Annotated in this window: 26 protein-coding genes; 14 read left to right on the top strand and 12 right to left on the bottom strand. The window is 63.8% G+C overall.

Annotated elements, in window-relative coordinates:
• Positions 1 to 2 precede the first annotated feature (2 nt).
• The 3 genes from divK to ACYQ3G_RS13750 all read left to right on the top strand — a co-directional run bounded on the left by divK (position 3) and on the right by ACYQ3G_RS13750 (position 2388).
• Positions 3 to 356, top strand: coding sequence for a DVU0259 family response regulator domain-containing protein (divK, locus tag ACYQ3G_RS13760; RefSeq protein WP_459826526.1), 354 nt, complete (start codon positions 3 to 5; stop codon positions 354 to 356).
• Positions 357 to 422: 66 nt separating this feature from the next.
• On the top strand, positions 423 to 1940 hold the full coding sequence (locus ACYQ3G_RS13755) for a two-component system sensor histidine kinase NtrB (RefSeq protein ID WP_459826524.1): 1518 nt from the start codon (positions 423 to 425) through the stop codon (positions 1938 to 1940).
• Between the two features lie 31 nt (positions 1941 to 1971).
• Entirely contained in the window at positions 1972 to 2388 is a 417-nt protein-coding gene (locus ACYQ3G_RS13750) for an RrF2 family transcriptional regulator (RefSeq protein ID WP_459826522.1), read from the top strand.
• A gap of 56 nt (positions 2389 to 2444) precedes the next feature.
• Here ACYQ3G_RS13750 and ACYQ3G_RS13745 read toward each other — a convergent pair whose 3' ends face one another.
• The 3 genes from ACYQ3G_RS13745 to nth are packed head-to-tail and all read right to left on the bottom strand — an operon-like array spanning position 2445 to position 4820.
• Positions 2445 to 3026 (bottom strand): nitroreductase family protein, encoded by a 582-nt coding sequence (locus tag ACYQ3G_RS13745; RefSeq protein ID WP_459826520.1) that lies wholly within the window; start codon positions 3024 to 3026, stop codon positions 2445 to 2447.
• Between the two features lie 10 nt (positions 3027 to 3036).
• Positions 3037 to 4149 carry a tRNA guanosine(34) transglycosylase Tgt gene (tgt, locus tag ACYQ3G_RS13740; protein WP_459826518.1) on the bottom strand — a complete coding sequence of 371 codons (1113 nt, stop codon included), beginning with the start codon at positions 4147 to 4149 and terminating at the stop codon, positions 3037 to 3039.
• The gene (gene nth / locus ACYQ3G_RS13735; protein WP_459826516.1) at positions 4146 to 4820 is read right to left on the bottom strand and encodes an endonuclease III; all 675 of its coding nucleotides are present in this window, start codon (positions 4818 to 4820) and stop codon (positions 4146 to 4148) included. Before nth ends, tgt begins: the two co-directional genes overlap by 4 nt.
• Positions 4821 to 4910: 90 nt before the next feature.
• On the opposite strand from nth, the gene cutA reads away from it, so the two are divergent.
• From cutA to pal, 9 genes are all read left to right on the top strand, one after another.
• On the top strand, positions 4911 to 5252 hold the full coding sequence (gene cutA / locus ACYQ3G_RS13730; protein ID WP_459826514.1) for a divalent-cation tolerance protein CutA: 342 nt from the start codon (positions 4911 to 4913) through the stop codon (positions 5250 to 5252).
• A gap of 62 nt (positions 5253 to 5314) precedes the next feature.
• Entirely contained in the window at positions 5315 to 6649 is a 1335-nt protein-coding gene (miaB, locus tag ACYQ3G_RS13725) for a tRNA (N6-isopentenyl adenosine(37)-C2)-methylthiotransferase MiaB (protein WP_459826512.1), read from the top strand.
• Positions 6643 to 7137 (top strand): bifunctional nuclease family protein, encoded by a 495-nt coding sequence (locus ACYQ3G_RS13720; protein ID WP_028578263.1) that lies wholly within the window; start codon positions 6643 to 6645, stop codon positions 7135 to 7137. Before miaB ends, ACYQ3G_RS13720 begins: the two co-directional genes overlap by 7 nt.
• Positions 7138 to 7144: 7 nt before the next feature.
• Positions 7145 to 7798, top strand: coding sequence for a histidinol phosphate phosphatase domain-containing protein (locus ACYQ3G_RS13715; protein ID WP_459826509.1), 654 nt, complete (start codon positions 7145 to 7147; stop codon positions 7796 to 7798).
• 119 nt (positions 7799 to 7917) lie between these two features.
• The gene (locus ACYQ3G_RS13710) at positions 7918 to 8646 is read left to right on the top strand and encodes a MotA/TolQ/ExbB proton channel family protein (RefSeq protein WP_245578349.1); all 729 of its coding nucleotides are present in this window, start codon (positions 7918 to 7920) and stop codon (positions 8644 to 8646) included.
• A 3-nt stretch (positions 8647 to 8649) separates the two neighbouring features.
• Entirely contained in the window at positions 8650 to 9066 is a 417-nt protein-coding gene (locus ACYQ3G_RS13705) for an ExbD/TolR family protein (RefSeq protein ID WP_459826507.1), read from the top strand.
• A 15-nt stretch (positions 9067 to 9081) separates the two neighbouring features.
• Positions 9082 to 10077, top strand: coding sequence for a cell envelope integrity protein TolA (gene tolA, locus ACYQ3G_RS13700; protein WP_459826505.1), 996 nt, complete (start codon positions 9082 to 9084; stop codon positions 10075 to 10077).
• A 9-nt stretch (positions 10078 to 10086) separates the two neighbouring features.
• Positions 10087 to 11406 (top strand): hypothetical protein, encoded by a 1320-nt coding sequence (locus tag ACYQ3G_RS13695; RefSeq protein ID WP_459826503.1) that lies wholly within the window; start codon positions 10087 to 10089, stop codon positions 11404 to 11406.
• A gap of 39 nt (positions 11407 to 11445) precedes the next feature.
• Positions 11446 to 11985, top strand: coding sequence for a peptidoglycan-associated lipoprotein Pal (gene pal / locus ACYQ3G_RS13690; RefSeq protein ID WP_028578257.1), 540 nt, complete (start codon positions 11446 to 11448; stop codon positions 11983 to 11985).
• A gap of 451 nt (positions 11986 to 12436) precedes the next feature.
• On the opposite strand, the gene mdoH is transcribed toward pal, so the two are convergent.
• The 6 genes from mdoH to hcp form a co-directional block, all read right to left on the bottom strand.
• Positions 12437 to 14533, bottom strand: coding sequence for a glucans biosynthesis glucosyltransferase MdoH (mdoH, locus tag ACYQ3G_RS13685; protein WP_459826501.1), 2097 nt, complete (start codon positions 14531 to 14533; stop codon positions 12437 to 12439).
• A 70-nt stretch (positions 14534 to 14603) separates the two neighbouring features.
• The gene (locus ACYQ3G_RS13680; RefSeq protein WP_459826499.1) at positions 14604 to 15089 is read right to left on the bottom strand and encodes a hypothetical protein; all 486 of its coding nucleotides are present in this window, start codon (positions 15087 to 15089) and stop codon (positions 14604 to 14606) included.
• Positions 15089 to 16633: an OpgD/OpgG family glucan biosynthesis protein gene (locus ACYQ3G_RS13675; RefSeq protein ID WP_459826497.1), complete on the bottom strand. Its 1545-nt coding sequence runs from the start codon at positions 16631 to 16633 to the stop codon at positions 15089 to 15091. Before ACYQ3G_RS13675 ends, ACYQ3G_RS13680 begins: the two co-directional genes overlap by 1 nt.
• 246 nt (positions 16634 to 16879) lie before the next feature.
• Positions 16880 to 18463 carry a nif-specific transcriptional activator NifA gene (nifA, locus tag ACYQ3G_RS13670; protein WP_459826494.1) on the bottom strand — a complete coding sequence of 528 codons (1584 nt, stop codon included), beginning with the start codon at positions 18461 to 18463 and terminating at the stop codon, positions 16880 to 16882.
• A gap of 243 nt (positions 18464 to 18706) precedes the next feature.
• Positions 18707 to 20080, bottom strand: a complete 1374-nt coding sequence (locus tag ACYQ3G_RS13665; RefSeq protein WP_459826492.1) for a YihY/virulence factor BrkB family protein — start codon at positions 20078 to 20080, stop codon at positions 18707 to 18709.
• Between the two features lie 156 nt (positions 20081 to 20236).
• A complete protein-coding gene (gene hcp, locus ACYQ3G_RS13660) occupies positions 20237 to 21844 on the bottom strand; it encodes a hydroxylamine reductase (RefSeq protein ID WP_459826490.1) in 1608 nt (535 codons plus the stop codon).
• A 308-nt stretch (positions 21845 to 22152) separates the two neighbouring features.
• On the opposite strand from hcp, the gene ACYQ3G_RS13655 reads away from it, so the two are divergent.
• A complete protein-coding gene (locus tag ACYQ3G_RS13655; RefSeq protein ID WP_459826488.1) occupies positions 22153 to 23235 on the top strand; it encodes an FAD-dependent oxidoreductase in 1083 nt (360 codons plus the stop codon).
• Positions 23232 to 23729, top strand: a complete 498-nt coding sequence (locus tag ACYQ3G_RS13650) for a 4Fe-4S dicluster domain-containing protein (protein WP_028575900.1) — start codon at positions 23232 to 23234, stop codon at positions 23727 to 23729. Before ACYQ3G_RS13655 ends, ACYQ3G_RS13650 begins: the two co-directional genes overlap by 4 nt.
• A gap of 139 nt (positions 23730 to 23868) precedes the next feature.
• Here ACYQ3G_RS13650 and rsgA read toward each other — a convergent pair whose 3' ends face one another.
• The 3 genes from rsgA to ACYQ3G_RS13635 form a co-directional block, all read right to left on the bottom strand.
• Complete coding sequence (gene rsgA / locus ACYQ3G_RS13645; protein WP_459826485.1) at positions 23869 to 24918, bottom strand: ribosome small subunit-dependent GTPase A; 1050 nt, start codon at positions 24916 to 24918, stop codon at positions 23869 to 23871.
• An 8-nt stretch (positions 24919 to 24926) separates the two neighbouring features.
• Positions 24927 to 25637 (bottom strand): SAM-dependent methyltransferase, encoded by a 711-nt coding sequence (locus ACYQ3G_RS13640; RefSeq protein ID WP_459826483.1) that lies wholly within the window; start codon positions 25635 to 25637, stop codon positions 24927 to 24929.
• A gap of 114 nt (positions 25638 to 25751) precedes the next feature.
• On the bottom strand, positions 25752 to 26027 hold the full coding sequence (locus ACYQ3G_RS13635; protein ID WP_459826481.1) for a CD3324 family protein: 276 nt from the start codon (positions 26025 to 26027) through the stop codon (positions 25752 to 25754).
• Positions 26028 to 26172: the final 145 nt, after the last annotated feature.

Raw genomic sequence — 26172 nt, 5'->3', positions numbered from 1 at the left:
TGATGGCCAAGAAAATCCTGATCATTGACGACGATCCCAATATTGTCACCTACTTGGAAGATATCTTCCAGGATGCGGGCTACTCGACCTGCAAGGCCACCGACGGCGCCGACGCCCTGGCAGTGGTCAAGCAGGAGAAGCCCGAGCTGATCACCCTGGACCTGGAAATGCCCAAGGAATGGGGCCCGCGCTTCTACCGCGAGCTGAGCCAGGAAGACGAGTACAAGAACATTCCTGTCATCGTCATCAGCGGACTGGCCGGCAACAAGTACGCGATCCAGAAGGCGGTCGCCTCCTTCACCAAGCCCTTCGACCGCGAGGAGCTGCTGAAGGCGATCAAGGAAAACATCGGGTAACGCCAAACTCAACCCGCAGGCGTCCTTGTCCCGTCTCGACACGGACAGGGACGCCTTCTTTGCGCCATGCACAACATCGTCATTTCCGAAGCCATCGTGATCATCACCCAGGACCCCGAGCACGGCAGGGTTCTGGGGCATATCCTCCATGAATACGGGTATCAGCCATCGAATTGCGACTACGATGACGCCCTTGTGACCGTAAGCGTGGTCCGGCCTCGCCTGGCCGTGCTCGGAATCTGCGATTGCAGGCTGGGACAGGGCGTCCTGCGCAAGATACGAACGAGCTTCCCGGAAGTGCGCATCATCGTGCTCGTCCCGGAGGACGAGTATCAGATGGGGCTCGATTTTCTTGAGGAAGGCGCGTCGGATTTCCTGTTCAAGCCCGTTTCGGAGCGGGCGTTGCGCATCGCCCTCGACCGTGCCCTGACCTTCATCGAGATGCGGAGGGACCGGGACCTTCTGGTCGAGAAGAGCAAAATTCTCGAATCAAGCCATCAGCTCTGCCGACAGCTTTTCGACGAGGTGCCGTGCTACATTTCCGTCCAGAACAGGGATCGCCGCATCGTGCGCGCCAACAGGCAGTTCAAGCTTGATTTCGGGTCCTGCCTCGGCGAGCGCTGCTACGAGATCTACAAGCACCGCACGCACCCGTGCCCCCAATGCCCGGTGGAGGAGACGTTCCGCGACGGCATGGTTCATCAGACCGAGGAAGTGGTCACCACGCGCACCGGACAGCAGAAAATCGTGCTGACCCTGACGGCCCCGCTGAAAAACGACCACGGGGAGATCAACGAGGTCATGGAACTGGCCACGGACATCACCCAGATCCGCGAGCTGCAGGACCGCCTGACGTCGCTGGGGCTGTTCATCGGTTCCATCTCCCACGGCGTGCGCGGCATGTTGACCGCACTGGACGGCGGGCTGTACAGGCTTGAGAAGGGAATCCAGAACAACGACATGGACCTGGTCGCCAACGGTGCGGAGCGGGTCAAGCTGATGATTTCGCGGATTCGCAATTCCGTCCTGGAGATGCTCTATTACTCCAAGGACCGCGATCTGAACATCCAGACCCTGGACGTGCAGACGTTCGGCGACGGCGTGGCCAATTTCGTGGAGCCCAAGGCCACCAAGCACGACATCCGTTTCCAGAAGGAATTCCATGGCAATCTCGGCCGGTTCGAGATCGACCCGGAGGTCATCTCCGCCGGCCTGGTCAACATCCTGGAAAATGCCGTGGACGCATGCATCGAAGACGAGTCCAAGGATCGGCACGTGGTGACGTTCATCGTCGAAGGCGACAAGAACAAGGTTTCCTTCGTCATCCGGGACAACGGGCCGGGCATCGATAGAGCCACCCAGGAGAAGATGTTTTCCCTCTTCTTTTCCTCCAAGGGCAGCAAGGGAACCGGCCTTGGCCTTTATATCGCCAATGATGTGGTGCATCAGCACGGGGGACAGATTGTCGTCGATTCCACTGTCGGCGAGGGAACTGAATTTCGCGTCGAGCTGCCGCGCAAATATGTAAAAAAAGACCAGCCCGCACCAAACGGCGACAATGGCCAGTTCAAGGCGGGGTCCTAGGGGGCGTGGACATGAATATTCGGAGGAACGCATGCGTTTGACAACGCGAAGCCGCTACGGGACCAGACTTCTCTTGGACATTGCCCTCAACGAGGACAAAGGGTGGGTGAATACGACGGACATCGCCCGGCGTCAGAACATATCGCAGAAGTACATCGAGAAGCTGATAACGGGCCTGCGCCGCGGCGGGCTCATCAAGAGCAAGCGCGGCCCCTTCGGAGGGCACAAGCTGGCCAAGTCCGCCTTGGACATCACTGTCGGCGACGTGGTGCGCGCCCTGGAGGAAAAGGTCGCCCTGACCCAGTGCGCCGAAGGGGAGCCCATCTGCGGCGAGTGTTCCCTGGCCGGAGAATGCGTGACCCAGTTCGTGTGGATCGAGGCCAGCAATGTCCTCATGAACACCCTCGACTCCTACCGTCTCGGCGAGCTGATCAGCCGCAAGGGCTGAGGTCCACCGCTCGGCAGCCTCCAGATCGGCCGCTTCCTTCGGGAAGCGGCTCCTCCTTATCCCTCTCTTTTTCCCAGAATGAGCTCCGCCATGGGGCGCTTGGGCACGAAGTGCCTTCCGGCTTCATCCCGCCAGTACCTGATGGAGCCGTCCGCGGGCACGTCCACGACGCTTACGTCCTCCGCAGGCTTGCCCAGCGCCAGGACCAGGCTGATCTCCAGTTCCGGCGCCAGGCCGAGGTGCGCGCGCAGCCGGTCGCGGTCGATGGCCCCGAGCATGCATCCGCCCAGACCCTTTTCCACCGCGCCCAGCAGCATGGTCTGGGCCATGATGCCCAGGTCGATCCTGGCCATGTCCCAGTCATGGGCCGTGTTGACCACGATGACGTAGGCGGCCGGACGCTCGGACGGCGCGGGCCCGTCCCAATCCTTGAGGTAGGCCGCCCATTTCAGGCAGGCGAAGACGGCCTCGTTGTCGGCCGGCGCGTTGCACAGGATGAAGCGCAGGGGCTGCCTGTTGGCCGCGGACGGACAGAGCCTGGCCAGTTCGACCAGTTCTTCGAGGGTTTGCATGGAGATGGCGACGCTGGTGTCGAAACGGCGGTAGCTGCGGCTGGCGGTGACGATGTCCTTGAGCATGCGCGCCTCCTCAGGTGTCGTAGATGTTTTCGAACCGCGCCTTGTACGCCTGGAACGATCCCTCCGCGATGGCCTTGCGGGCTCCGGTCACGACCTGCAGGAAGTAGGCGAGGTTGTGGATGGTGTTCAGGCGGTAGGACAGGATCTCCTGGGCCTGGTAAAGGTGGCGCAGGTAGGCGCGGCTGAAGTTGCGGCAGGTGTAGCAGGAGCACTCGGGGTCCAGGGGGCCGTCGTCCTCGGTGTACTCGGCGCGCTTGATGTTGACCTTGCCCAGGGAGGTGAACAGGGTGCCGTTGCGGGCGTTGCGCGTCGGCAGCACGCAGTCGAACATGTCGATGCCGGCGTCGATGCCGCGGATGATGTCCAGCGGGGTGCCCACGCCCATGAGGTAGCGCGGCTTGTCCGCGGGCAGCAGAGGGGCGCTGTGGTAGAGGATGTCCATCATCTCGGGCTTGGATTCGCCCACGCTCAGGCCGCCCAGGGCGTAGCCGTCGAAGGGGATGTCGATGAGCTGGCGGATGCTTTCCTCGCGCAGGTCCCGGAAGAAGCCGCCCTGGCCGATGCCGAAGAGGAGCTGGTCGCCGCTGCCCTGGGGATAGGCCTTGCGGCAGCGCTGCGCCCAGCGGGTGGTCAGGCCGAGGGACTTCCTGGTGTAGTCGTAGTCCGCGCCGTAGGGCACGCACTCGTCGAGGACCATCATGATGTCCGAGCCGAGGTTGCGCTGGATGGAGATGGCCTTTTCGGGCGAAAAGAAGTGCTTGGACCCGTCGAGGTGCGAGGAGAAGGCAACGCCGTCCTCGGTCAGCTTGCGCAGTCCCGAAAGGCTGAAGACCTGGAAGCCTCCGGAGTCCGTGAGGATGGGGCGGTCCCAGTTCATGAATTTGTGCAGGCCGCCGCGCCGGGCGATCATCTCGTCGCCGGGGCGCATGCACAGGTGGTAGGTGTTGCCGAGGATGATGCGCGCGCCGAGGTTTTTCAGGTCCTCGGGGCAGACGGCCTTGACGGTCCCCTGAGTGCCCACGGGCATGAAGATGGGGGTGGGGATGACGCCGTGGGCCGTGTGCAGTTCGCCGGCCCGGGACGCGCCGTCGGTATGATGTATGGTGAATGTTCCTGGTTTCATTTCGGTTTTCGTTTCGTTGCGGTTTTGGTGTCCAGGCCCGCCTTGGGGCACAGGTCCTCGAGTTCGCATTCCGGGCAGGCCGGCTTGCGGGCCGTGCAGACCTCCCGGCCGAAGAGGACCAGGTAGTGGTTCACGGCACCCCAGTCGTCCTGGGGGAAAAGTTTCATCAGGTCGCGCTCGATCCTGTCCGGCACGGTCTCGCGGGTCAGGCCCAGGCGGAAGGAGATGCGCTTTACGTGCGTGTCCACGGCTATGCCGGCCTGGACGCCGAAGGCGTTGGACAGGACGACGTTGGCCGTCTTGCGCGCCACGCCGGGCAGGGTCAGCATGTCCTCCATGGTCCGGGGGACCTGGCCGCCGTAGGCGACGACGATCCTGGCCGCGGCGGCGCGCAGGTTCTTGGCCTTGTTGCGGAAGAAGCCCGTCGAACGGATGACGACCTCGATTTCCCCCACATCGGCATTTGCCATTTGCTCCACGTCCGGCCACGTGGCAAAGAGATGCGGAGTGACCTGGTTGACCCGCGCGTCGGTGCACTGGGCTGAGAGCACCGTGGCGGCCAGCAGTTCCCACGGCGACGACCAGTGCAGCTCGGTCCTAGGGACCGGGTAGCGGCGGGCCAGCCGTTCCCGGATGGCCTCGGCCCTGGCGGGGATGTTCGGTTTGGTCATGGCGGATACCTCGTGCGGATGTCGGACCCCGAGTGAACGTGCCTGACAGTTTTTTTCCGCAACCTCAAGTTTTTTGCACGGAGGCGCGAGATGAGCGAAATCCTGGTTTACATGACGGCCCCGGACCTGGAAACGGCGCGCCGCATCGGCCGCACCCTGGTGGAGCGGCGCCTGGCAGCCTGCGTCAACATCCTGCCGTCCATCGAGTCCATATACTGGTGGGACGGTTCCGTGCAGTTCGAGGTCGAGACGGCGTTCCTGGCCAAGACACGGGCGGACCTCTACGACAGCCTGCAGGCTTGCGTTCTCGGGATGCATCCTTATGAAGTTCCGTGTATCGTGGCCCTTGGCATCGACCGCGGACACGCCCCCTTCCTGCGCTGGATCGACGAACAGACGGGGGCGGCCGGCGGAGCCCATGAAATGAGTTGACTGGGCAAAAAATTCGTTCATAGCAATGCGCAACGCATGATCCGAAGAGGAGAAGAGGTTTCGTGAGGTTTCACATTTTGACGTTCGGGTGCCAGATGAACGTGGCCGATTCCGACTGGCTGTCGCAGGCCCTGATTTCGCGGGGCTGGACCGAATCCGCGGAGGAAGACGCCCAGGTTTTCCTGGTTACCACCTGCAGCGTGCGGGAGAAGCCCGAACAGAAGGTCTATTCCCTGCTTGGCCGCCTCAAGGGCTACGCCGACCGCGATCCTGCCGTCTTCGTGGGCGTTGGCGGCTGCGTGGCGCAGCAGATCGGCGAGGAGTTCTGGAACCGCTTTCCCTTCGTGCGTCTGGTCTTCGGCACCGACGGCACGGCCATGGTGCCGAAGGCGCTTGAGCGCCTCGTCGAGGATCCGGCCCTGCGCGTCAGTCTGCTGGACTTCCTCGACCACTACCCCGAGCGCGAGCAGCCCGAGGAGGGTCGCGTCGGGGCCCAGGCCTTCGTCAACATCATGCAGGGCTGCGACAATTTTTGCGCCTACTGCATCGTGCCCTTCACCCGCGGCCGCCAGAAGTCGCGGTCTTCCGACGCCATTGCGGCCGAGTGCGAGTCCCTGGTGCGGCGCGGGGCCAGGGAGCTGACCCTGCTGGGGCAGAACGTGAACAGCTACGGCCAGGACGGACACGGCGACGGCACCACCTTCGCCTCTCTGCTGCGCCGGATTGCGGCCATTCCCGGTCTTGACCGGCTCAAGTTTACGACCTCGCACCCCAAGGACATCGCTCCCGAGGTCGTGGCGGCCTTCGGCGAACTGTCGAACCTGAGCCCGCAGCTGCACCTGCCCGTGCAGTCCGGCTCCGACGCAATGCTGAAGTCCATGGGCCGCAAGTACACGCGGGAGCGCTACCTGGGCATCGTCCGTGACCTTCGCGCGGCCTGCCCGCGCATCGCCCTGACCACGGACATCATCGTCGGCTTCCCGGGCGAGACGCAACGGGATTTCGAGGATACCCTGGAACTCATGCGGCAGGTCCGCTACGAGTCGAGCTTTTCGTTCAAGTACTCCGACCGGCCCGGGGTGCGGGCCGAGAAGATGGATTTCAAGGTGCCCGAGGAGGAGAAGGCCCGGCGGCTGGCCGTGCTGCAGGACCTGCAGAACCGCATCACCGCCGAGGAGCTCGAGTCCCGGGTCGGCGCCGAGGTCGACGTCCTGGTGGAGGGCACGAGCAGGATGCAGGACGGCGCGGCCCTTTTTTGGCGTGGCCGGGACGGCGGAGGGCGCATCGTCAACTTTCCTTCGCCCCTGCCCGACCTGACGGGCAAAATGATTCGCGTGCGCATCCTGGCTGCGAAGAAACACTCCCTAACAGGGGAGACCCGAGGTGAACCGTGGTAGAAATGACGGTATTCGGATTGGCCCTGGACGAGGATTCGCAGATGCCGATCCTCATTCTCAAGGACACGACGGAGGACATCATTTTCCCCATCTGGATCGGAGCCATGGAGGCCATGTCAATTTCCATGGCCCTGAACAAGGTGCCCGTGCCCCGGCCCATGACCCACGACCTGATCCTGAACATCCTGGAGAAGCTGGCCGCCCGGCTGGAGGCCGTCGAGATCGTGTCGATCCACGAGGGCACGTACTACGCCGAACTGGTGCTGCGCTCCGAAAGCGGGGAGAGACGCGTGGACTGCCGTCCGTCGGACTCCATTGCCCTGGCCCTGCGGGCCGAGGTGCCTATCCGGGTCTCCAAGGAGGTCATCGCCCTGAACAAGACCCTGCAGAAGGGCGTGTTCCAGGAGGTGGTCAAGGGCGAGGACAGCGAGAAGTGGACGGACATCCTCTCCAAGTACAGCCTCGACGACATCAAGTACAAGATGTGACGCGTCCGTGATCGACCTGCATACTCACACGACCTTCAGCGACGGGGTCCTCGTTCCGGCAGAGCTGGCGCGACGCGCCAAGGTGGCGGGATACCGCGCCGTGGCCATCACCGACCACGCCGACGCCTCGAACATGGACCTCGTGGTGCCGCGCCTGGCCGCCATGGCGCGAGAGTATTCCGTGTACATGGACATCGCCATCGTCCCCGGCGTGGAACTGACGCACGTGCCCGCGGCCCTCATGGCCCAGGAGGTCGAGCGCGCCAGGACCCTCGGGGCGCAGATCGTGGTCGCCCACGGCGAGACCATCGTCGAGCCGGTGGAGCGGGGCACCAATCTCGCCGCCATCGAGGCCGGTGTCGACGTGCTGGCTCACCCCGGACTGATCACCCCCGAGGAGGTCCGTCTGGCGGCCCAGAAAGGCGTGCTCCTCGAAATCACCACCAGGGCCGGACACGGGTACGCCAACGGCCATGTCCTGGCCCTGACACGTGCCTTCGGGGCCCGGTTCGTACTCAACAACGATGCCCACGAGCCCCGCGACCTCGTCGGGGCGGAGCTGCGCCGCCGGATCGCCCTGGGGTGCGGCATGTCGGAAGAGGAATATCGCGCCGCGGATGATCATGCCTGGGCTCTTGTGTCCCGGTGCCTTTCGCAGTAGTGAATCAAAATTTGTTATTTCGTCGAAAACTTTCGTAGTTCAAAAAGGTGAAACTTATGGATGCAGTAGCGCAGACAGGCGTTGTTGACCCGATAAACATGACGCAGTCCTTGGATTCAATGCAGCAGCTGGGTGCCGCGACGCAACTCGGCGGCATGCCGCAGTTCAGCTTCTGGGAAATGATCGCCAACGCGACGGTCGTGGTGCAGGGCGTCATGACGCTTCTGGCGTTGATGTCGCTCATCAGCTGGTCGATCATCTTCTTCAAGATAATCCAGATCAACCTTGGCCGGCGCAAGGCTCTGCAGGAGCGCGCCCTGTTCCAGAACGCAACAAACCTGGCCGACGGCGTGCAAACCCTGCGCGAGCAGGGCAACTCGGCCCTGTACCCCATCGCCAAGAAGGGGCTGCAGGAGTTCCGCCGTTTGGAACAGTCCGTCATTCATCCCAACCTCAAGTTCCGCGTGGCCGGCGACAACCTGCGGCGCGTGCTCGAGCAGGGCGTGACCGAGAGCCTGGGCGACATGTCCCGGTCCCTGGCCTTCCTGGCCACGTGCGCCAACTCCGCCCCCTTCATCGGCCTCTTCGGCACGGTCTGGGGCATCATGAACTCCTTCCACTCCATCGGGCAGATGAAGACCGCGGCTCTGGCCGCCGTCGCCCCCGGCATCTCCGAAGCCCTGGTGGCTACGGCCATTGGCCTGGGCGTCGCCATTCCCGCGACCATCGCCTACAACACCTTTCTGGGCATGATCAACACGGTGCAGTCGGAGATGGAGTGCTTCGCCAGCGAATTCCTCAATCGCGCCCAGCTCGAACTGCCCTGGATGAACAAGCGGGGAGAATAGGCCATGGGCATGCAGTTAAACTCAGGCAAGGGCTTCCTTGCCGAGATCAACGTCACGCCCTTCGTGGACGTCATGCTGGTGCTGCTCATCATTTTCATGGTGACGGCGCCCATGCTGACCCAGGGCGTGGAAGTCGACCTTCCGGAAACCAAGGCGGTGGAAACCCTGCCCGAGGACAGCGACACAGTCGTGCTGCATGTCCTCAAGGATGGGACCATCAAGCTGGACAAGTACGAGGTCAAGATCGAGGATTTAGGCAACCATCTCAGGCGGATGGAAATGCAGAAGGGTAAACTGCTGTATCTCCAGGCGGACAAGGATGTGGCCTACGGCGTGGTCGTCAAGGTCATGGCCGAGGTCAGGGCCGCCGGGGTGCAGAAACTCGGCGTGGTTGCGGAACCTGAAGAAGAGAAGCTCTAAGCTCAAGGCGTTGTCGTGTCGTATTCCCTGCGTCATCTGAGTTGGGTCTTCTCTATTGCCCTGCACCTTGCAGTGTTTATCGGAGGAGTCTACGTTTCCACCGATTCCCATATCAAACTCAACCTCAACAAGCGGATGTATGAGGTCAATCTCGTCGGGCCGCCGCATAAGGGCAAGCCCGGCGCCAAGAGCGCTCCCAGGCAGGCCGTGACGCCCGAGTCCGCGCCGCAGAAGGCGGCCCCGAAGGAAGCTCCGGTGGCCAAGGCCCCCGAGGAACCCAAGAAGCCCGAGAAAAAGGCCGCCCCGTCGGAAACGGCCAAACCGGTGCCGACAGAGAACGCCACGGTGGCCGAGGTCAAGCCGGAGGAGCCCAAGAAGGAAGAGCCCAAGAAAGAGGAGCCGAAAAAGGAGGCTCCGAAGAAGGAGGAGCCCAAGAAGGACGAAGCCAAAAAGGACGAGGGCAAGAAGGAAGATCCCAAGAAGGACGCCAAGGACGACAAGACCAAGAAGGCGCCCAGCAAGGAGGATATCCTGGCCGAGGCCCTGGGCGACGTGTCCAAGACCGCCAAGCAGACCCGACCCGGTGCCGAGGGTGCGGCCAAGGGTTCCACCAAGGGCGGTTCCAAGGACGCCCTGGCCGATGCCTTGGCCGATGCCGGCCGCGAGGTCTCGGGACGGGGCACCAGCGGCGACGGGACGGCCGAGGACGGCGAGGGTGAAGGTGAATCCACGGGCAGCCTGGAGGACTTCTACGCGTCCCAGGTCATCAAGGTCATCCGCCAGAACTGGAGATTCCCCCGCCTGTCCAACGTGGTCCTGGCCACGACCGTGGAGCTGCGGGTCAACAAGGGCGGCGAGATTCTCGGCTCGCGCATGGTCAACGGTTCCGGGCGCTCGGACTTCGACGCTTCCGTCATGCGGGCCATCGAAGACACCAGGAAACTGCCGGAGCTTCCCGAAACGCTGCCGACAACGTTCAGGATAACTTTTTACAATACGGAAAACGGGTAGGAGACGGTCTTGATCAGAAAACTCTCTTTGCTTGTGGTGCTCCTGTGCGTCGTCGCGGCTCCGGTCTGGGGCGCGGACGTGATGAGCATCGACATCTTCGGTCCGGGCCAGTCGAGGGTGAACCTGTTCGTGGCCGACCCGCTGTCCAAGGACAGCGTCGGTCCTCTCGGGGCCATCCCGGGCAACGCTCCCCTTGAACTGCAGCAGCGCATTCACGCCAACTGCGCCTTTCTGCCCTTCTTCAACATGCTCGGGGGCAGGGACATCGTCGGTGGGCCCAATCCGGGCGGGTACGTGACGCCGAACCTCGATCTCAAGAAGTTCCAGCTCTCCCGCGCCGACGTGCTGGTCACCGCGGCCTGGACGCCGCGGCCCGGCGGAGTGGGCGAGGTCGAACTGCGGGCCTACGAGGTCTACACGGGCCGCCTGATCGTCGGCAAAGGTTACAGCGTCAACACGAACCAGCAGGTGCCCGAGGTGGCGGCCCGCTTCTGCGCGGACCTGATGGAGGCTTTGACGGGCCAGGGTGACTTCTTCCGGTCCAACATCGCCTTCGTCAAGAAGGAGGGCAACCGCAAGCAGATCTACATGTGCACGGCTCAGGGCCTGAACCTGCAGAAGGTCACCAATCTCGACGGCATCTGCGTCAGCCCCTCGTGGTCCCATGACGGCCAGAAGCTCGTGTTCGTCTTCCTCGACAAGCAGCACCACAACCTCTGCGTCTGGGACCGCCAGACAAGGTCGCTGGAGACGAAAAGGCTTCCGGGCAACACGCTGATCGCGCCCGCCTTCACCAAGTCCGGTTCCGTGGCCATCAGCCTGGACATGAGCGGAAACCCCGAGATTTACGAGCTCAAGTCCGACTACAGCGTCGGCAGGCCCCTGGAACAGAACTGGGGCATCGACGTCAGTCCCGACTTCGATCGTTCCGGCCAGAAAATGGTCTTTGTTTCCAACAGATTGGGGAATCCGCATGTTTTCCTGAAGAATCTCGGCAGCGGAGAGGTCAAACGCGTCTCCATGACCGGGAAGTACAACACCAGTCCGAGCATCAGCCCGGACGGCACACAGGTCGTCTTCGCCCATATGGTCAACGGAGTTCATAAATTATTTCTTGCAGATCTGATCTCCGGGCAGGAACGCCAGTTGACATTTGGAGGGGGCAGTGATGAAGATCCGACGTGGTCCCCGGACGGGTATTTCATCGCGTTTTCGTCCAGCAGATCCGGACCGAAGCAGATTTATCTGACGACGAAGCACGGGGACGAACCTATTTTGATTCCAACCGGGCCAGGTGAGGCGAGCTCTCCGGCCTGGGGGAAATTATAGTGGCTAAGGCTTGGTTTTTTTTCGTTAATGGAGGAAGTTATGAAGAAGTTAGGTATTTTTGGATTGATCGTGTTGGTGTTTTGCCTGGCCATGGCCGGCGGCTGCTCCAAGAAGGTGGCGTCCACTCCTGCCGGCGCGACTGCTGCCGGTTCCGGTGACGGCTACGGCACGCAGGGCGGTCTGACCGCCGAGCAGCTCGAGGCCCAGCGCCTGGCCGAACTGCAGCGTCAGGCCATCGAGAAGATCGCTGCGGATCGGATCTATTTCGCTTTCGATTCCAACGAGCTGAGCCAGGAATCCCGTCAGATCCTGACGGACAAGGCTGAACTGCTGAAGTCCACCCCCGGCCTGAACCTGCTGATCGAAGGTCACTGCGACGAGCGCGGCACCAACGAATACAACCTGGCCTTGGGCGAACGCAGAGCTCGTGCCGCCTACGAGTTTCTGGTCCTGATGGGCGTGGACTCTTCCAAGATGTCCATCATCAGCTACGGCGAAGAATACCCCGCCGTGCAGGGCTCCAACGAGGCCGCCTGGTCCAAGAATCGTCGCGACGAATTCAAGGCCAGCGCCAACTAGGCTCTTCAGGGGAATCTCCCCTCGCAAAGCCCCGGGTTCTCCCGGGGCTTTTTTTTTCCGGTTAGGGCTTCCAGGCTATCATTGGATGCACACCGACGTCGTCGAACGTCGCTCCGAACGCATCATCACACGTGCCCCGTCATCGCGAGGGTAGCGAGCGATCCATCTTCGACGTGCGCTTACCTACATCGAATAAAGATCGTGAAAACTGGATTGCCGCGTCGAAGACTCCTCACAATGACGCATTGTCACGGCCGTCATCGCGAGCGCAGCGCGGCCTGGTCGGGCAACGCGCGAGATCCATCTTCGACGTGCATCGGAATGCATCCGGAACAGAAAGTGAAAGGATGATGACGGATTGGGGCAAAAAAAGTCCCGGCGGTTTTGTGTAACCTCCGGGACCTCTGGTGGAATCAGACGTTCTTCGCCCGCGTGGCGGGCAGGCGTTCCGTCAACTCAGGCGAACGTTCCACAGCTTTTCCAGCGTCTCCTCCGGGAGTTCCCAGATGCCGTGGTGCAGCCGCTCCATGCGCTCGCTGTCGTAGAGGAGCTCCTTGCGCTCTTTCTTGTTCAGGGCCGCCGGGCCGTGTTGCAGGACCCGGTCCAGCAGGGCGTCGCGGCGCTTGGCGATTTCAGGGGCGAGGGATCGTGGCCCGCGCAGCAGGTTGCGGTGCAGCGTGTTGATGGCCGGGACGACGGCGGCGCGTACGAACCCGTCCTCGGAGGGGATGCCGAATCCGCTGCGATCGTTGGACGTGCTCTGCATGTAGGCGTCTATGTCCTCGTATTCGCGCGGCAGGCGGACTTCCTCGGGGGTGACGAAGATGCGCAGGCGGCGCAGGAACCGTCCGACTTCGGCCCGGCTGGTGATCATGGACACCGGGATGGACAGCAGCAGCGAGATGACCAGCGGCGAACTCCACCAGAAGAAGACGCGGTTGATCTGAAAGAGGGCCGCGCCCCAGACCAGGGCCAGGAGCGTGCCGCCGCCGTGAAAGCGCAGGGCATCCCAGAAACTGGTGCCCTCGTCGTCGCGCTGCTGCGTGCCCCAGCCGATGCCCATGCCCATGAGGGTCAGGAAGACGTACTTGCTGTGGAAGAGCATGCGCACGGGGGCGAGCAGGGTCGAGAGGACGACCTCCGTCATGATGCTGCCGCACAGGGCGAAAAAGCCGCCGAACTGTTTGCGGCGTCCTTTGATCAGGGCCAGGAGCAGGGCGCAGACCTTGGGCAGGAACAGCACGATGGCCGTTCCGGCCAGAAGGCTCAGGGCCGGGATCGGGTCCCAGACCGGCCAGACGGGGAAGAGGGATTTGGTTGGAGTGAAGTAATCGGGCTGGACGAGAGCCTCGGACACGGCTTCGGCCGTGGCCAGGGCCAGGAACAGGAACCACAGCAGCGCCGAGCCGTAGGCCATGACGCCGTTCAGGAACAGGGCCCGGTGGCCGGGGAAGATGCCGCGGGTGAAGACCAGGCGCAGGTGCTGGAGGTTGCCCTGGCACCAGCGGCGGTCGCGCTTGAGCTCGTTCAGCAGGTTGGGCGGCACCTCCTCGTAGCTGCCCTCGAGATCATACGCCAGCCAGACCGAATAGCCGGCTCGGCGCATGAGAGCCGACTCCACGAAGTCGTGGGACATGATGTCCCCGCCCAGGGGCGGTTTGCCGGGCAGGCGCGTCAGGGCGCAGTGCTTCATGAACGGCTTGACCCGGATGATGGCGTTGTGCCCCCAGAACTGCGCGTCGCCCAGGAACCAGTGGTGCAGGCCCGCCGCGTACATGGGGCCGTAGGCCCTGTTGGCGAACTGCTGGGCGCGGGCGATGAAGGTTTCGCGGCCCGTGCAGGCCGGTGCCGTCTGCAGGATGCCGACGTTGCGCCTGCGCTCCATGATGCGCACCATGCGGATAAGCGTCTCGCCGGACATGACCGAGTCCGCGTCGAAGACGATCATGTAGGTGTAGTGGTCGCCGTAGCGGCGGCAGAAGTCGGCCACGTTGCCGCTCTTACGCTTGAGGTTGATGCGCCGGCGGCGGTAGAAGATGTGCCCGTGGGCCGACAGGTCGTTGCAGAGGCGGTTCCAGGCGGCCTCTTCCTGCACCCAGCGTTCGGGGTCGTTGGAATCGCTCAGAATGTGGATGTCGAAGCGGTCCGCGGCGCCAAGCCGTGTCAGGGAACGCCACACGGCCTGGATGCCGGCCATGATGCGCTCGGGGTCCTCGTTGCAGACGGGGAAGAGAATGGCGGTCCTGACGTTCTGGCGGATGGGCGCATCGAGCTCCCCGCGCGACCGGCTCACGGCGAAGCGGTCATCTCTCTTCAGCAGTGTCCAGAAACCTGCCAGGGCTGTCCAGAAGCCCAGTGAAATCCAGATGAAGAGCACGCAGTAGACGGCGATGATGGCGGCTTCAAGGACCGTCCGCCCCTTGTGCGGCAGAAGGCCGCCCATGACGTAGGCGGCAGTCAGGGCCGGAGCGAGGACCAGGATCAGGAGCAGGAGCCTGCGGCGTGAGGCGATCTTGCGCCACGGTTCATTCAGAAATTCGCGTTTCATTTTTCTCCTTCAAGGAGTCGTCCGCCGCCGTATCTGTGGGCGCGGCAGCGGGAATATCGGGTGTTGCGGGTCAGGGCAGCTGCATGTCCATGATCCGCAGCCCGGCCAGGAGCAGCGCATAGAGCAGGAAGTCGATCAGCGCCGTGTTGAAGAAGCCTGCCACCATGATCCACAGCGGCCGCATGAAGTTCAGGTAGACCCGCACCCACGGGCGACGATCCATCTCCTCCGGCCTCATGTGCCTCCTCCGGACGCCGGGTCCAGGAACGACATGCACTGCCGGTGTCTGCTCGGATAGCAATTCGCGCAGGATCCTCATGCCCCTGGCTTCCGCCTGGACCGGGTTGACGCCCGGGTCCTTGGCCAGTTCCGTCAGGGCCGCCAGAGCCAGTTCGTGCCGTGTCCTTTCCGGCAGGGGCAGGTGCCGCAGGTAGACGGCCATGCGGCGGCCGGCGGCCTCCATGCGGGCCTCCAGCAGCATGGCCGGGGTCTCGACCGGGGGGCGGAACATGTCCTGAAGACCGGTCTGGGATGGGTCAGCCGTTTCTTTTTTCATCACAGCTTGATGGCGTAGGACCATGTCTCCGTCAGCGGAGCCATGCCATGTTGCAGGGTGGCGCGCATCTCGATGAAGGGGCGCTTGTCCGACAGGACTAGGGAAAGGCCCGACGAGGCGTCGGGCTCGATCTCGAAGGCCAGGCGCCAGTTGCCCGTGACCTGATTCTTGTAGACGCGTTTTTCCAGAAGCTTGCCGCCCTCGCCGATCCAGACGTTGGCGTCCAGGGCGGCGTCGTCGGGCAGGTCGTCGAGCTTGCCGCCCGCGAATTCGAGCACGAAGAGCCTGGACCTTTCGCCCTTGCCTTTGGCCGTGCGCGTGAAAATGACCTGCCCCTCGGGCGATGTCACGCGATGCGGCGCCGTCCAGCGGGCCCTGTAGTCGAAGCGCAGGGGTTTGCCCGGTTCCGGCGTGACTTCCGGCGCCCAGAAGGAGACGATGTTGTCGTGAATCTCCTCGGGGGAGGGGATTTGCACCAAGTGCAGCTGTCCCGGACCCCAGTCTCCCTTGGGCTCGATCCACGCGCTGGGCCGGGCCTCGTACCTGGCTTCGAGGTCGAGGTAGTTGTCGAAGTCCGTGTCGCGCTGCATGAGGCCCATGCCGCGGATGTTGGGGGCGTTGAAGACGTTGACCGCCAGGGTCTTGGGGTTCTGCAGGGGGCGCCAGAGCCATTCCTCGTTCTCGAATCTGGCCATGAGGCCGTCGGAGTCGTGCACTTCGGGGCGGAAGTCGTCGTTGACGCGCGGGTTCGAGTTCTCGCCGAAGATGAACATGCTGGTCAAAGGGGCGATGCCGAGCCTGGCCACCGGTTCCCGCAGGAAAACGACCGATTCGACGTCCATGACGGTCTCGGCGCCGGGCGTCGCGTCGAAGCGGAAGGCGCCCGTGACGCGGCGCGAGTCGAGCAGGGCGTAGATGACGATGCTCTTGTCCTTCTTGCCCGGCTTCACGATCCAGAACTCCTTGAAGAAGGGGAACTCCTCGCCCGTGGCTTCGGCCGTGTCCACGGCCAGGCCGCGGGCCGAAAGCCCGTAGTGCTGACCCTTGCCCACGGCGCGGAAGTAGCTGGCGCCAAGGAAGACCAGAAACTCGTCGAGATATTTCTTGGTGTTGATGGCGGAGTGGATGCGAAAGCCCGCGTAGCCCATGTCCGCGGGAATCTGTCCGGCGAAGTTGTTGCCGCCGTAGTTGAAGGCCGTGGTGTCGAAGTCCAGGCGCGCGGGGGCGTCCTTGTCGATGATGTTGATGGCGACCGTGCGGTCGTAGAACAGCCCGGGATGGAAGAACTGCAGTTCGAAAGGCAGCTTTTCGTCGCGCCACAGGCTCTTTTCGGGATCGAAGCGGATGTCCCGCCACTGATCGTAGGAGATGTCACGCAGTATCTGGGGGACCTGGCCCTGGTTGTCCTCGAAGGGCTTGGCCGCGAGGTCCCTGGCCAGGGCCACGACGTTCTCAAGTCCGAAAGGGGCGGGCTGGGCAATGGCCTGGTTGGTCAGAACAAAAAGAAAAAGTCCGGCCACAAAGCCGAACGCTTTGAATCGCATGAACATTCGCTGTGCTCCCTGAAGTGAAACTCTGCCGCGTGCGGGCAATTTTCGGTATCTCCCCTTGTGCTTTTCGGAAGCGCTCGTCAAGAGGCAAGTCGCGAACCTTTGTGAGGCAAAGGCTGCGGGTCGCCGCCTGGACGTTTGGCGCCTGCTTTGTGCATAGCACGGATGCTGGGGGAAAGTGAAGAAGGAAGCCCGGCCGGACGAGGGAGGTTGGTGCTGGGATCCGGCCGGGCCTTGGGGTCATGGCTGATGTCTGCGGGATTCCACGCGCCCTTTGGCGATGAGTTCCTCCAGGTTGAACTTCCGGACGCGGTAGCCCATCTGGCGGGGGGTGAGATTGAGCTCGCGCGCGGCCTTGTACTGAATCCAGGCATTGCGTTTGAGGGCCGCCACCACTTCCTTGCGCTCCGTTTCCCGCAATGGCTGGCACTGTTCCGCCGGCGGTGACGGCGGTTCCTGGATGGTGCGGGCGGCATGTGGGCGGTGCGTTTCCGGGTTCAGGAAACCGCGGATGAATTCGGCTTCCACCGACTTGTCGTCGGTCAGGATGACGAGGCGCTCGACGAGATTTTCGAGTTCACGCACATTCCCGGGCCAGTCGTAGCCCAGCAGAAGGTTCAGGGCTTCGGCGGTCAGGGTCAGGCTGCGCCCGTATTCGCGCTCAAGCTCCTTCTGGAAGTGGTTCAGCAGGCGCGGGATGTCCTCTTTGCGTTCGCGCAGGGCCGGCACGCGCACCGGGAAGACGTTCAGGCGGTAGTAGAGATCCTCGCGGAAGAGGCCCTGGGAGACCAGGAGATCCAGCTCTCGGTTGGTGGCGCTGATGATGCGCACGTCGACCTTGCGCGTGCGGTTGCTGCCGATGCGCTCGAACTCCCGCTCCTGCAGGACGCGCAGGAGTTTGGCCTGCAGGGTCAGGGTCAGCTCCCCGATTTCGTCCAGAAAGATCGTGCCCAGGTGGGCGTCCTCGAAGCGCCCTGGCTTGGCGCTGTTGGCGCCGGTGAAGGCGCCCTTTTCGTAGCCGAAGAGTTCGGCCTCCAGAAGATTCTCCGGGATGGCCGCGCAGTTGACCTTGATGAAGGGGTGGGCCTTGCGGTCGGACAGTTCGTGGATGATGCGGCCGATGAGGGTCTTGCCCGTGCCGGATTCGCCGAGCAGCAGCACCGTGGCCTTGGTCGTGGCGACCTTGGCCACGTACTGCTCGACCTCCAGCATGGCCTGGCTCTTGCCCACGATGTAGGGCCCGTGGTTCTCCTTGGCGATCTGGTATTTGAGGGACGTGTTCTCCTGTTTGAGGGCCGCCTCCCTTTTTTTTACTTTTTCGTTCAGGCTCAGGAACTGCGAGATGAGGGTGGCCACCACGGTCAGGAACTCGGTGTCGGCGTCGAGCTGCTCCTGGCCCGTGAAGACCCGGTCCACGTTGAGGACGCCGATGGGGCTGCCATGCAGGAGGATCGGCACGCCGACGAAGGAGATGCGCTCGCGGCTGATGCGCCTTGTGCCGGTCTTGTCCAGGAAGAGCGGTTCCATGGAGATATCGGGCACCACGTAGGGCCTTGCCGTGCGGAAGATGGTCCCGGTGATGCCCTCGTCCATGCGGTACACGCCGCGCCGCTTTTCCTGGTCGGACAGGCCGTTGGACGTGGAGATGGCCAGACGGCCGGATTGGGGGTCGTAGAGGGTGACCGTGGCCCGGCGCATGCTCATGGTGTCCGAGAGAATCTTGAGGATGGACTCCAGGGCGCTCTCCAGGTCCAGGGCCTGGTCGATGACCTTGCTGATGGCCAGCAGAACCCGCAGTTCGGTGGAACAGGTGGACGTGCTCATGCCGCGTCAGAAGCAACAAGGATGCCGCGCTGTCCGAGCAGGCGAAGTTGAACCGTCGCTTGTATGTAACATGTTGGATATTAGGTTGAAAAAAATGATCTGTTCGGCGGCGGCTTCGCGATTACGCGGATATTTCGGGAGATTTGACGGCGGCGGGATGTCCTGAAAAAAAGTAATATTTACTTTTTTGTTACTTTATTCCTATTTGTTGCTGAATTTCTAAAAAATTTTAAACAAAAATGATTAATTTTTACCCGCGGTCCCGTCGTCAGGTGCTTCGGAGTTTGCGAGGGGCACGTCGCGCAGCAGGGCCGAGTTCGGCATGCCGTCTGCGGACAAGCCGAGTCTGCGCAGACAGTCGGCCATGGCGGCCATTTTCGGGTGACGGTTGGGGAAGAATGCGCGGGCATGGGCATTGTCCACGGCGGTGAGAACATCCTGAACCGTGATGCCGGAACTGTCGCGGGCCGGTTGCAGCGCCGGGCTTTCGCCGTGCGCCGTTCGGCTGAGGATGCCCGCCTGGTCGAGCATGTCGGTCATTTCGTGGATTTCGGCGATTGAGATGTCCAGTGCGGTGGACAGCTCCTTCTCGTTCGGAGGCGTTTCGCCGCGGTGAAAGCGGCTCACGACCTCGTGACATATGGCCAGGGCCAGAACCCGCGTCTGCGAGATGCTGCGGGTCGCGCAGCCCGATTCGGCTTGAGGAAACTCCGAATCGGGAAATGCGTGCACGATTTCCGCACCGAAGATGACGATGATCCAGCTCAGCTGCAGCCAGACCAGGAACAGGGGCAGGGCCGCGAAGCTGCCGTAGATGGCGTTGTAGCTGCTCACCCCGATTTGGAACCGGACATAGGCGACCTGCAGGAGTTGGTAGGCCGAGCCCGTCAGGACCGCGCCGAGCATGGCACTCCCGAGCCGCACCCTGGTGTTGGGCATGATCATGTACACCAGGGCGAACAGGACCCACAGCAGCACGTATGGGGCCAGGGCCAGGCCCAGGGACACGGCCGGGTCGACCACGTTTTCGAGGCCGACCTGCGAGGACAGGGCCGAGACCTGCGAGGCGATGAAGACCGTGACGCTGCCCGACATGATGAGCAGGACCGGGCCGATGATCATGACCGTCAGGTAGTCGCTCAGCTTGCGCATCAGGGGGCGCGGGGTGACGCCCCAGATGAGGTTGAAGCTCTCCTCGATGCGCCCCAGCACCTTGATCACGGACCAGAACAATACGGCCACGCCCACACCGGCGATGAGGCCGCCCTTGGTGTTGTCGAGCATGTTGCGGGCGAAGCCGATGACCTGCAGGACCACTTCCTGCTGCGCGGCGAAATGCTTGAGCAGTTCGCGCTCAAGCATCTGCTCGAAGCCGAAGCCCTTGGCCACGCCGAAGGCCATGGCCGCCAGGGGGACCAAGGACAGCAGGGAATAGAAGGTCAGGGCCGATGCGTGCAGGGGGCCCTGCCTTGCATCGAACCCTTTGGCCGCCAGAAACAGGGTGCGGAGCAGGCGGATCACGATCCAGGGAACGGGTCCGTGTTCGGGGCGGGTGCGCCACAATGCGGCTGTCAGGGAGTCCTTGAGGCGGTCCAGGGGATTCGTGCGTTCGTCCATGCTGTGTCCGGGTTGCGTTGCGCCGCTTCCGGATTCTGTGGCCATGAACCAGGCGCGCTGTCAACCTGGGAGTGCGCAATCAGCCGGTTGACGAGCGTGAACGAAAAAGGCCCCGCGCGGGGCGGGGCCTTGTGGAGGATGGCCGACCGGTCAGGGCTAGCCGAGGATGGCTTTCAGGTCTTCGTCCGGCGTGGTGATGGGCTTGATGTCGAAGTTTTCGACCAGCACGTTCAGGACGTTCGGGGTGATGAAGGCCGGCAGGCTGGGCCCGAGGCGGATGCCCTTGATGCCGAGGGAAAGCAGCGTCAGCAGGATGGCCACGGCCTTCTGCTCGTACCAGGACAGGACCATGGACAGGGGCAGGTCGTTCACGCCGCAGTTGAAGGCGCCGGCCAGGGCCACCGCGATCTGGATGGCCGAGTAGGCGTCGTTGCACTGGCCGACGTCCAGCAGGCGCGGGATGCCGCCGATGTCACCCAGCTTCTTGTCGAAGAAGCGGAACTTGCCGCAGGCCAGGGTCAGGACCACGCAGTCGCTAGGCACTTTCTCGACGAACTCGGTGTAGTAGTTGCGGCCGGGCTTGGCGCCGTCGCAGCCGGCGACCAGGAAGAAGTGGCGGATGTCGCCGCCCTTGACCGCGGCGATGACCTTGTCGGCCACGCCCAGAACCGCGTTGCGGGCGAACCCGGTCAGCACGCTGCCCTTGTCCTCGTCGGCCGCGAAGCCGGGCATTTCCAGGGCCTTATTGATGACCTGGGAGAAGTCCTTGCCGACGTGGGTCACGCCGGGCCAGCCGACCAGGCCGGTGGTGAAGATGTTGCCCTTGTAGGACTCGACCGGCTTCTGGATGCAGTTGGTGGTCATGAGGATGGCGCCGGGGAACTCGGCGAACTCCTTCTGCTGGTTCTGCCAGGCCGTGCCGTAATGGCCGTGGAAGTGAGCGTGCTTCTTCAGTTCCGGGTAGCCGTGGCAGGGCAGCATCTCGCCGTGGGTGTAGATGTTGATGCCCTTGCCCGCGGTCTGCTCCAGGAGCATGGCCAGATCCTTCAGGTCATGGCCGGAGACGAGGATGGCCTTGCCCTGCTTGGCGCCCAGAGGGACTTCCGTCGGGACCGGGTGGCCGTAGGTGCCGGTGTTGCCGCCGTCCAGGATCTCCATGGCCTTGAGGTTCACCTGGCCGCACTCCATGCACAGGCCGATGAGCTCTTCCAGGCCCAGCTTGTCCAGGCTCTTGGCCAGGGCGCGCTGCACGAATTCGTACACGCTCTCGTCCTCGCGGCCCAGGATGGCGGCGTGGTCGGCGTAGGCGGCTACGCCCTTGAGGCCGTAGATGAGGATCTGCTTCAGGGAGCGAAGGTCTTCGTGGGCTTCCAGGGCTTCGGAGATATTGTGCTGTTCACCCTGGGCGACGAGACCTTCGAGGGTCGCGGCCGGGGCGAAGGTGGCGGCCGGGGTGGCGACATTGACGCCGGCCTTGGCCTTGAGGGCTTCGCGGCGGGCCACGGCGTCCCTGATCAGGACTTCGAAGCGGGCCGGGTCGAAATCGACGTTGGTCAGGGTCGAGAAAACACCTTCGTTGACGAAGCGGTTCAGGTCGGCGTCGGACACGCCCTTGGCGCGGGCCTGCACGGCCACTTCGGACAGCCCCTGCAGGGCATAGATGAGAAGATCCTGGAGAGCGGCCACTTCGGGCTGCTTGCCGCACACGCCGACCTTGGTGCAGCCGGTTCCTTTGGCAGTCTGTTCACACTGGTTGCAAAACATGAGGAGTAACCTCCATGGTTGGGATGGTGTTGTCGTTTCCGTTGAGAAAGGGGTTTACGGGCAACCCGCGCCGGGTGCTTTGACCCATGTCAAAAAAGCTCTTTTCCCTGCGCCGGGACGGCCATGTCGTCCCCGTTGAAAAGAGCTTTACGTCGATGCCTCGCCCCCGGCTTTGACCCATGTCAAAAAACGCGTGTTTTCCTCGCGCCGCGGACCGAACCCTTGTGAACGATTGCTCTTTCTTGACAAAGCACCGGCCCCGGCACAGACGTTGAGCATACGTGCATCCAGCCAAAGGGAGCGACTCCATGGACCCCATCAACTTCAATTTTCTGTGCTCCGAGCCGGCCATGCCCAACGGCCGCAGCGTCGGCATCATCGGCGCCGGCCCGTCGGGCCTGGCCGCCACGGGCTACCTGTCCTGCCTGGGCTACCAGGTGGAGGTCTACGACAAGCTGCCCAAGCCCGGCGGCCTCATGCTCTTCGGCATCCCGGGCTACCGCATCCCCAAGGAACGCATCGACCTCGGCGCGCGCAGGCTGGAGCGGCAGGGCGGCGTCATCTTCCACACCCACACCAAGATCTGCTGCAGCGGCCCCCTGCACGACGAGGAGGGCGACCATTTCTGCCGCGAGATCCTGGGCTTCGGCGACATGGTCAAGAAGCACGACGCCATCATGATCTGCACGGGCTCCTGGCGTTCCCGCAAGCTGGGCATCCCCGGCGAGGGTCTGCCCGGCGTGTTTTCGGGCCTTGAGTTCCTCTTCCCCATCCGCGCCGTCAAATACAGCGCGCCCAACGTCAAGCTGCCCGACGTGCAGGGCAAGGCCGTGGCCGTCATCGGCGCCGGCCACTCGGCCATCGACGTCGCCCACAGCGCCATCCACCTCGGTGCGGCCAAGGTCTACCACATCTATCGCCGAACGAGCCGCGAGGCCCCGTGCGGCTCCTTCGAGGTCGAGCAGCTGAAGAACATGGGCGTGGAGTGGTTGGAGCGCAGTGCACCCTTGAGGGTCCTGGGGGAGGGCAGGGTCGAGGGCATCGAGATTTCGCGGCCCGGCAAGGACGGGCCGGAAACCATCGTCCTGCCCGTGGACCTGGTGGTGGCGGCCATCGGCGAGGTGGCCACGCCGCCCTTCGCCAAGGAACTCGGCCTGGAGAACGTGCGCAAGGGAGAGGTGCGCTGGCTGCACATGACGGCCATCGAGAACGTCTTCGTGGCCGGCGACGCCCTGAGCGGCCCGAGCAAGATCGGCAAGGCGGTCTACAGCGGCCTGCGCGCGGCCCGCTCCCTGGCCAACTGGCTGGACCTCAAGGCCCAGGACCGCCTGGACGCCTACGACTACAACGACCTCGTGGCCAACGAGGCCGGGTTCGGGAGGCAGGCATGAGCTGCGGCAAGACCCTCTACATCGACTACAGCCTGTGCATCGGCTGCGAGACCTGCGAATACGTGTGCCGCTTCACCCACGACACCTCGCGCATCCACATGACGCGCACCGTGGACGGCGTCATGGTGCCCCTGTACTGCCTGCACTGCGAGAACCCCAAGTGCGCCAACGCCTGCCCGCGCGGCGCCCTGAAGAAGGACAAGGACGGGGCCGTCATCCTGCAGCCCATGCTCTGCCGCGGCTGCCAGACCAAGAACTGCATCCTGGCCTGCCCCCACAGCGCCATGTTCGAGACGGACCGCGGGGTCATGGTCGCCAAGTGCGACATGTGCGCCCAGCGCCGCCAGGTCGGCATGGGTCCGGCCTGCGTGGAGATGTGCCCCTGCGCGGCCATCCGCTACGTGGACCGCGACGAGATCCCGTCCCTGGAGACGGAGAAGTCGAAGCAGGCGCACCAGAAGGTCCTGGAACATCTGAAGATGCCTGGGAAATGAACCGCTCCCGGTGATGCCGGAGTGCACTGCGCGAGAAAAGCAAGGGCCCGTTTTCGATGGCAAGCGGGCCCTGCTGTTTTTCGGGTGCGTGCGGTCCGTGACGGATTCACATGCGGGCTGCGGGTGAGGCCGGGACTGTTCAGCCCTTGGGCCGTTTTTGGACCGACCTGACCATGCGGCCGAAGGCCTTGTCTTTTCTGCGCCTGTCCAGGGCGGACATGGCGGCGTGGTCCGACTCCTTCTTGAGCTTCGTGTAGTTGGCGAAACGTTCCGGCGGCAGTTCGCCGCGCTCCATGGCTGCCCGCACGGCGCAACCGGGTTCGCGTTGGTGCGTGCAGTCGGCGAAGCGGCAGTCCGCGGCCAGTGCGGCCAACTCCCCGAAGCCCGCGTCGACGCGGTCCCCGGTGCCGAGGACGCCCAGTTCGCGCATGCCGGGCGTGTCGATGAGCATGGCGCCGGAGTCGAGCAGGATGAGCCGGCGGCGTGTGGTGGTGTGGGTGCCCTCGCCAGTGCCACTGACGGCGCGGGTCGCGAAGGCGTCCAGCCCCAGCAGGCGGTTGACGATCGTCGTCTTGCCCACGCCCGAGGAGCCAAGCAGGCAGTGGGTTTTCCCCGGCTGCAGGGCCGCGTGGAGTTCGTCGTACCCGGCGCCGGTCACGCTGCTGATCTCCATGACCCGGGCCGTGGTCACGGCGGCCACGAGGGCGCGCATGCGCTCCGCTTCCCCCGGGGCGAGCAGGTCCGTCTTGGTCAGGAGGACGACGGGCTGGACCCCGCCGTCCGCGGCCATGACCAGGTAGCGCTCCAGCCGGTTCGGGTTGAAGTCGAAGTGGCAGGCCTGGATGATGAAGGCCGTGTCGACGTTGGCCGCGATCGTCTGCTCCGCGCCGCTCTCTCCCGCGGCCCTGCGCCGCAGGAAGGCCCTGCGCGGCAGGACCTCATGGATGAAGGCCGCCCGGCCGTTGTCGTAATACTGTGCCGACACCCAGTCACCGACGCAGGGCAGGTCCTCCGCCCGGTCGGTCATGAAGGAGAGCTTTCCGCACAGCTCCGCCTCCACCTCGCCCGATTCGTTCCGTACGCGATACGAGCCGCGGTCCACGGCGCAGACCCGGGCCGGGGAGCGGCCGTCCATGTCTCGGGTCCGGGCCGCGAACCAGTGATCGAATCCAAGACGCTCCAGGGTCATGCCGGGCCTCACCAGCTTCGTTTTTCGCCGATCAGGCCGTGGGTGGCGAAGTAGCGGCCCCCTTCCATGCCCATCATGACCACGTCGGTCTTGGCGTGCTCGTTGTCGCTCTCCAGCCATTCGGCCCAGGCCCGGTCATGGCAGGTCATGTCGAAGGCGTCGCGCAGGGTCAGGCCCGTGCATTGCAGACACAGTTCTCTCCACCACTGCAGGGTGCAGAAGTTCATGCCGTCCACCCAGTAGGGGCGCAGGTCGGCCGGCACGGAGTCGAAGGCGTGGCGCAGGCCGGGGACGCCGACCGCGAGCAGTCCGCCGGGTCTGAGCAGCGGGAGCAGGTGCGTGCCCAGGAAGGCCGAGTCCGCGGCGAAGTAGTGCCAGGCGTCGATGGAGATCACGGCGTCGAAGGACTCCGGCTCGAAGGGCAGGGCGCGGGCCTCGCAGTGCACGGCCGTGACGCGATCCGTCAGGCCCGCCTCGGCGAAGCGCCGGGTGTTGTCCTCGGCCGGGATCCACAGGTCGGCGGCGGTCACGGTGCAGCCGTAGCCCCTGGCCAGGGCCATGGAGGTCAGGCCCATGCCGCAGCCCAGGTCCAGCACGCGGGCTTCGGGCGGGAGGCCTGCGCGGGCGAGCAGTTCGTCCAGGATGCGCAGGCAGTTGGGCCCCATCATGGTTTCAAGCTGGTATTGGCGGGAAAATAGCGTGGTCGAGTCAAAGGTCATGGTCGCATCTCCGTGTTTGTTTGATCGCGGAGTACACGATTGCTGCGCGTTCGTCGCGCCCCGGGACGGTTGTGAAACGAAAAAGCGCCACGGGGCTGACCCGTGGCGCTGTGTTCACCTTCCGGCGGTTCGTGCGCGAAGAATCCTGGCGATGGTCTTGGGCGAGAGAAAGAACTCTTCTGCCAGCTCCCGCACCCCCATGCCCCGGCCGTGCCGGGCATGAATTTCGCGGTTTCTGGCTTTGATGTTCGCGCGCGTCTGCGTGCGCTCCCCCCAGGCCTTCCTGCGGTCATCCCGGCGCGGGATGTACACGCACTGGCCATCGATATATTTCTGCACTGCCTCCAGAACGGTTTTCGGCAAGACTTCCGTGGCGTTGGTGTAGCCCATGATGCTCCTCCTCGTGATGCGCGGGTTGAGGACGGGGCAGGGGCCACGGACCCGGTCAGATCACCGGGCGTCGCCCCTGCGGAGCGTGCCGACAAAATCCTGTGATGCGCTGAACATCCAGACTCCGGGGTTGAGGGTTGCAGTG

The sequence above is a fragment of the Desulfomicrobium salsuginis genome, from assembly GCF_054657795.1.
This window is presented reverse-complemented; position numbering and strand designations above follow the sequence as displayed.

Coding starts and splice junctions, on each gene's coding strand:
- divK (WP_459826526.1), top strand. CDS start 3: ATGGCCAAGAAAATCCTGATCATTGACGACGATCCCAATATTGTCACC.
- ACYQ3G_RS13755 (WP_459826524.1), top strand. CDS start 423: ATGCACAACATCGTCATTTCCGAAGCCATCGTGATCATCACCCAGGAC.
- ACYQ3G_RS13750 (WP_459826522.1), top strand. CDS start 1,972: ATGCGTTTGACAACGCGAAGCCGCTACGGGACCAGACTTCTCTTGGAC.
- ACYQ3G_RS13745 (WP_459826520.1), bottom strand. CDS start 3,026: ATGCTCAAGGACATCGTCACCGCCAGCCGCAGCTACCGCCGTTTCGAC.
- tgt (WP_459826518.1), bottom strand. CDS start 4,149: ATGAAACCAGGAACATTCACCATACATCATACCGACGGCGCGTCCCGG.
- nth (WP_459826516.1), bottom strand. CDS start 4,820: ATGACCAAACCGAACATCCCCGCCAGGGCCGAGGCCATCCGGGAACGG.
- cutA (WP_459826514.1), top strand. CDS start 4,911: ATGAGCGAAATCCTGGTTTACATGACGGCCCCGGACCTGGAAACGGCG.
- ACYQ3G_RS13710 (WP_245578349.1), top strand. CDS start 7,918: ATGCAGCAGCTGGGTGCCGCGACGCAACTCGGCGGCATGCCGCAGTTC.
- ACYQ3G_RS13705 (WP_459826507.1), top strand. CDS start 8,650: ATGGGCATGCAGTTAAACTCAGGCAAGGGCTTCCTTGCCGAGATCAAC.
- pal (WP_028578257.1), top strand. CDS start 11,446: ATGAAGAAGTTAGGTATTTTTGGATTGATCGTGTTGGTGTTTTGCCTG.
- mdoH (WP_459826501.1), bottom strand. CDS start 14,533: ATGAAACGCGAATTTCTGAATGAACCGTGGCGCAAGATCGCCTCACGC.
- ACYQ3G_RS13680 (WP_459826499.1), bottom strand. CDS start 15,089: ATGAAAAAAGAAACGGCTGACCCATCCCAGACCGGTCTTCAGGACATG.
- ACYQ3G_RS13675 (WP_459826497.1), bottom strand. CDS start 16,633: ATGCGATTCAAAGCGTTCGGCTTTGTGGCCGGACTTTTTCTTTTTGTT.
- nifA (WP_459826494.1), bottom strand. CDS start 18,463: ATGAGCACGTCCACCTGTTCCACCGAACTGCGGGTTCTGCTGGCCATC.
- ACYQ3G_RS13665 (WP_459826492.1), bottom strand. CDS start 20,080: ATGGACGAACGCACGAATCCCCTGGACCGCCTCAAGGACTCCCTGACA.
- hcp (WP_459826490.1), bottom strand. CDS start 21,844: ATGTTTTGCAACCAGTGTGAACAGACTGCCAAAGGAACCGGCTGCACC.
- ACYQ3G_RS13655 (WP_459826488.1), top strand. CDS start 22,153: ATGGACCCCATCAACTTCAATTTTCTGTGCTCCGAGCCGGCCATGCCC.
- ACYQ3G_RS13650 (WP_028575900.1), top strand. CDS start 23,232: ATGAGCTGCGGCAAGACCCTCTACATCGACTACAGCCTGTGCATCGGC.
- rsgA (WP_459826485.1), bottom strand. CDS start 24,918: ATGACCCTGGAGCGTCTTGGATTCGATCACTGGTTCGCGGCCCGGACC.
- ACYQ3G_RS13640 (WP_459826483.1), bottom strand. CDS start 25,637: ATGACCTTTGACTCGACCACGCTATTTTCCCGCCAATACCAGCTTGAA.
- ACYQ3G_RS13635 (WP_459826481.1), bottom strand. CDS start 26,027: ATGGGCTACACCAACGCCACGGAAGTCTTGCCGAAAACCGTTCTGGAG.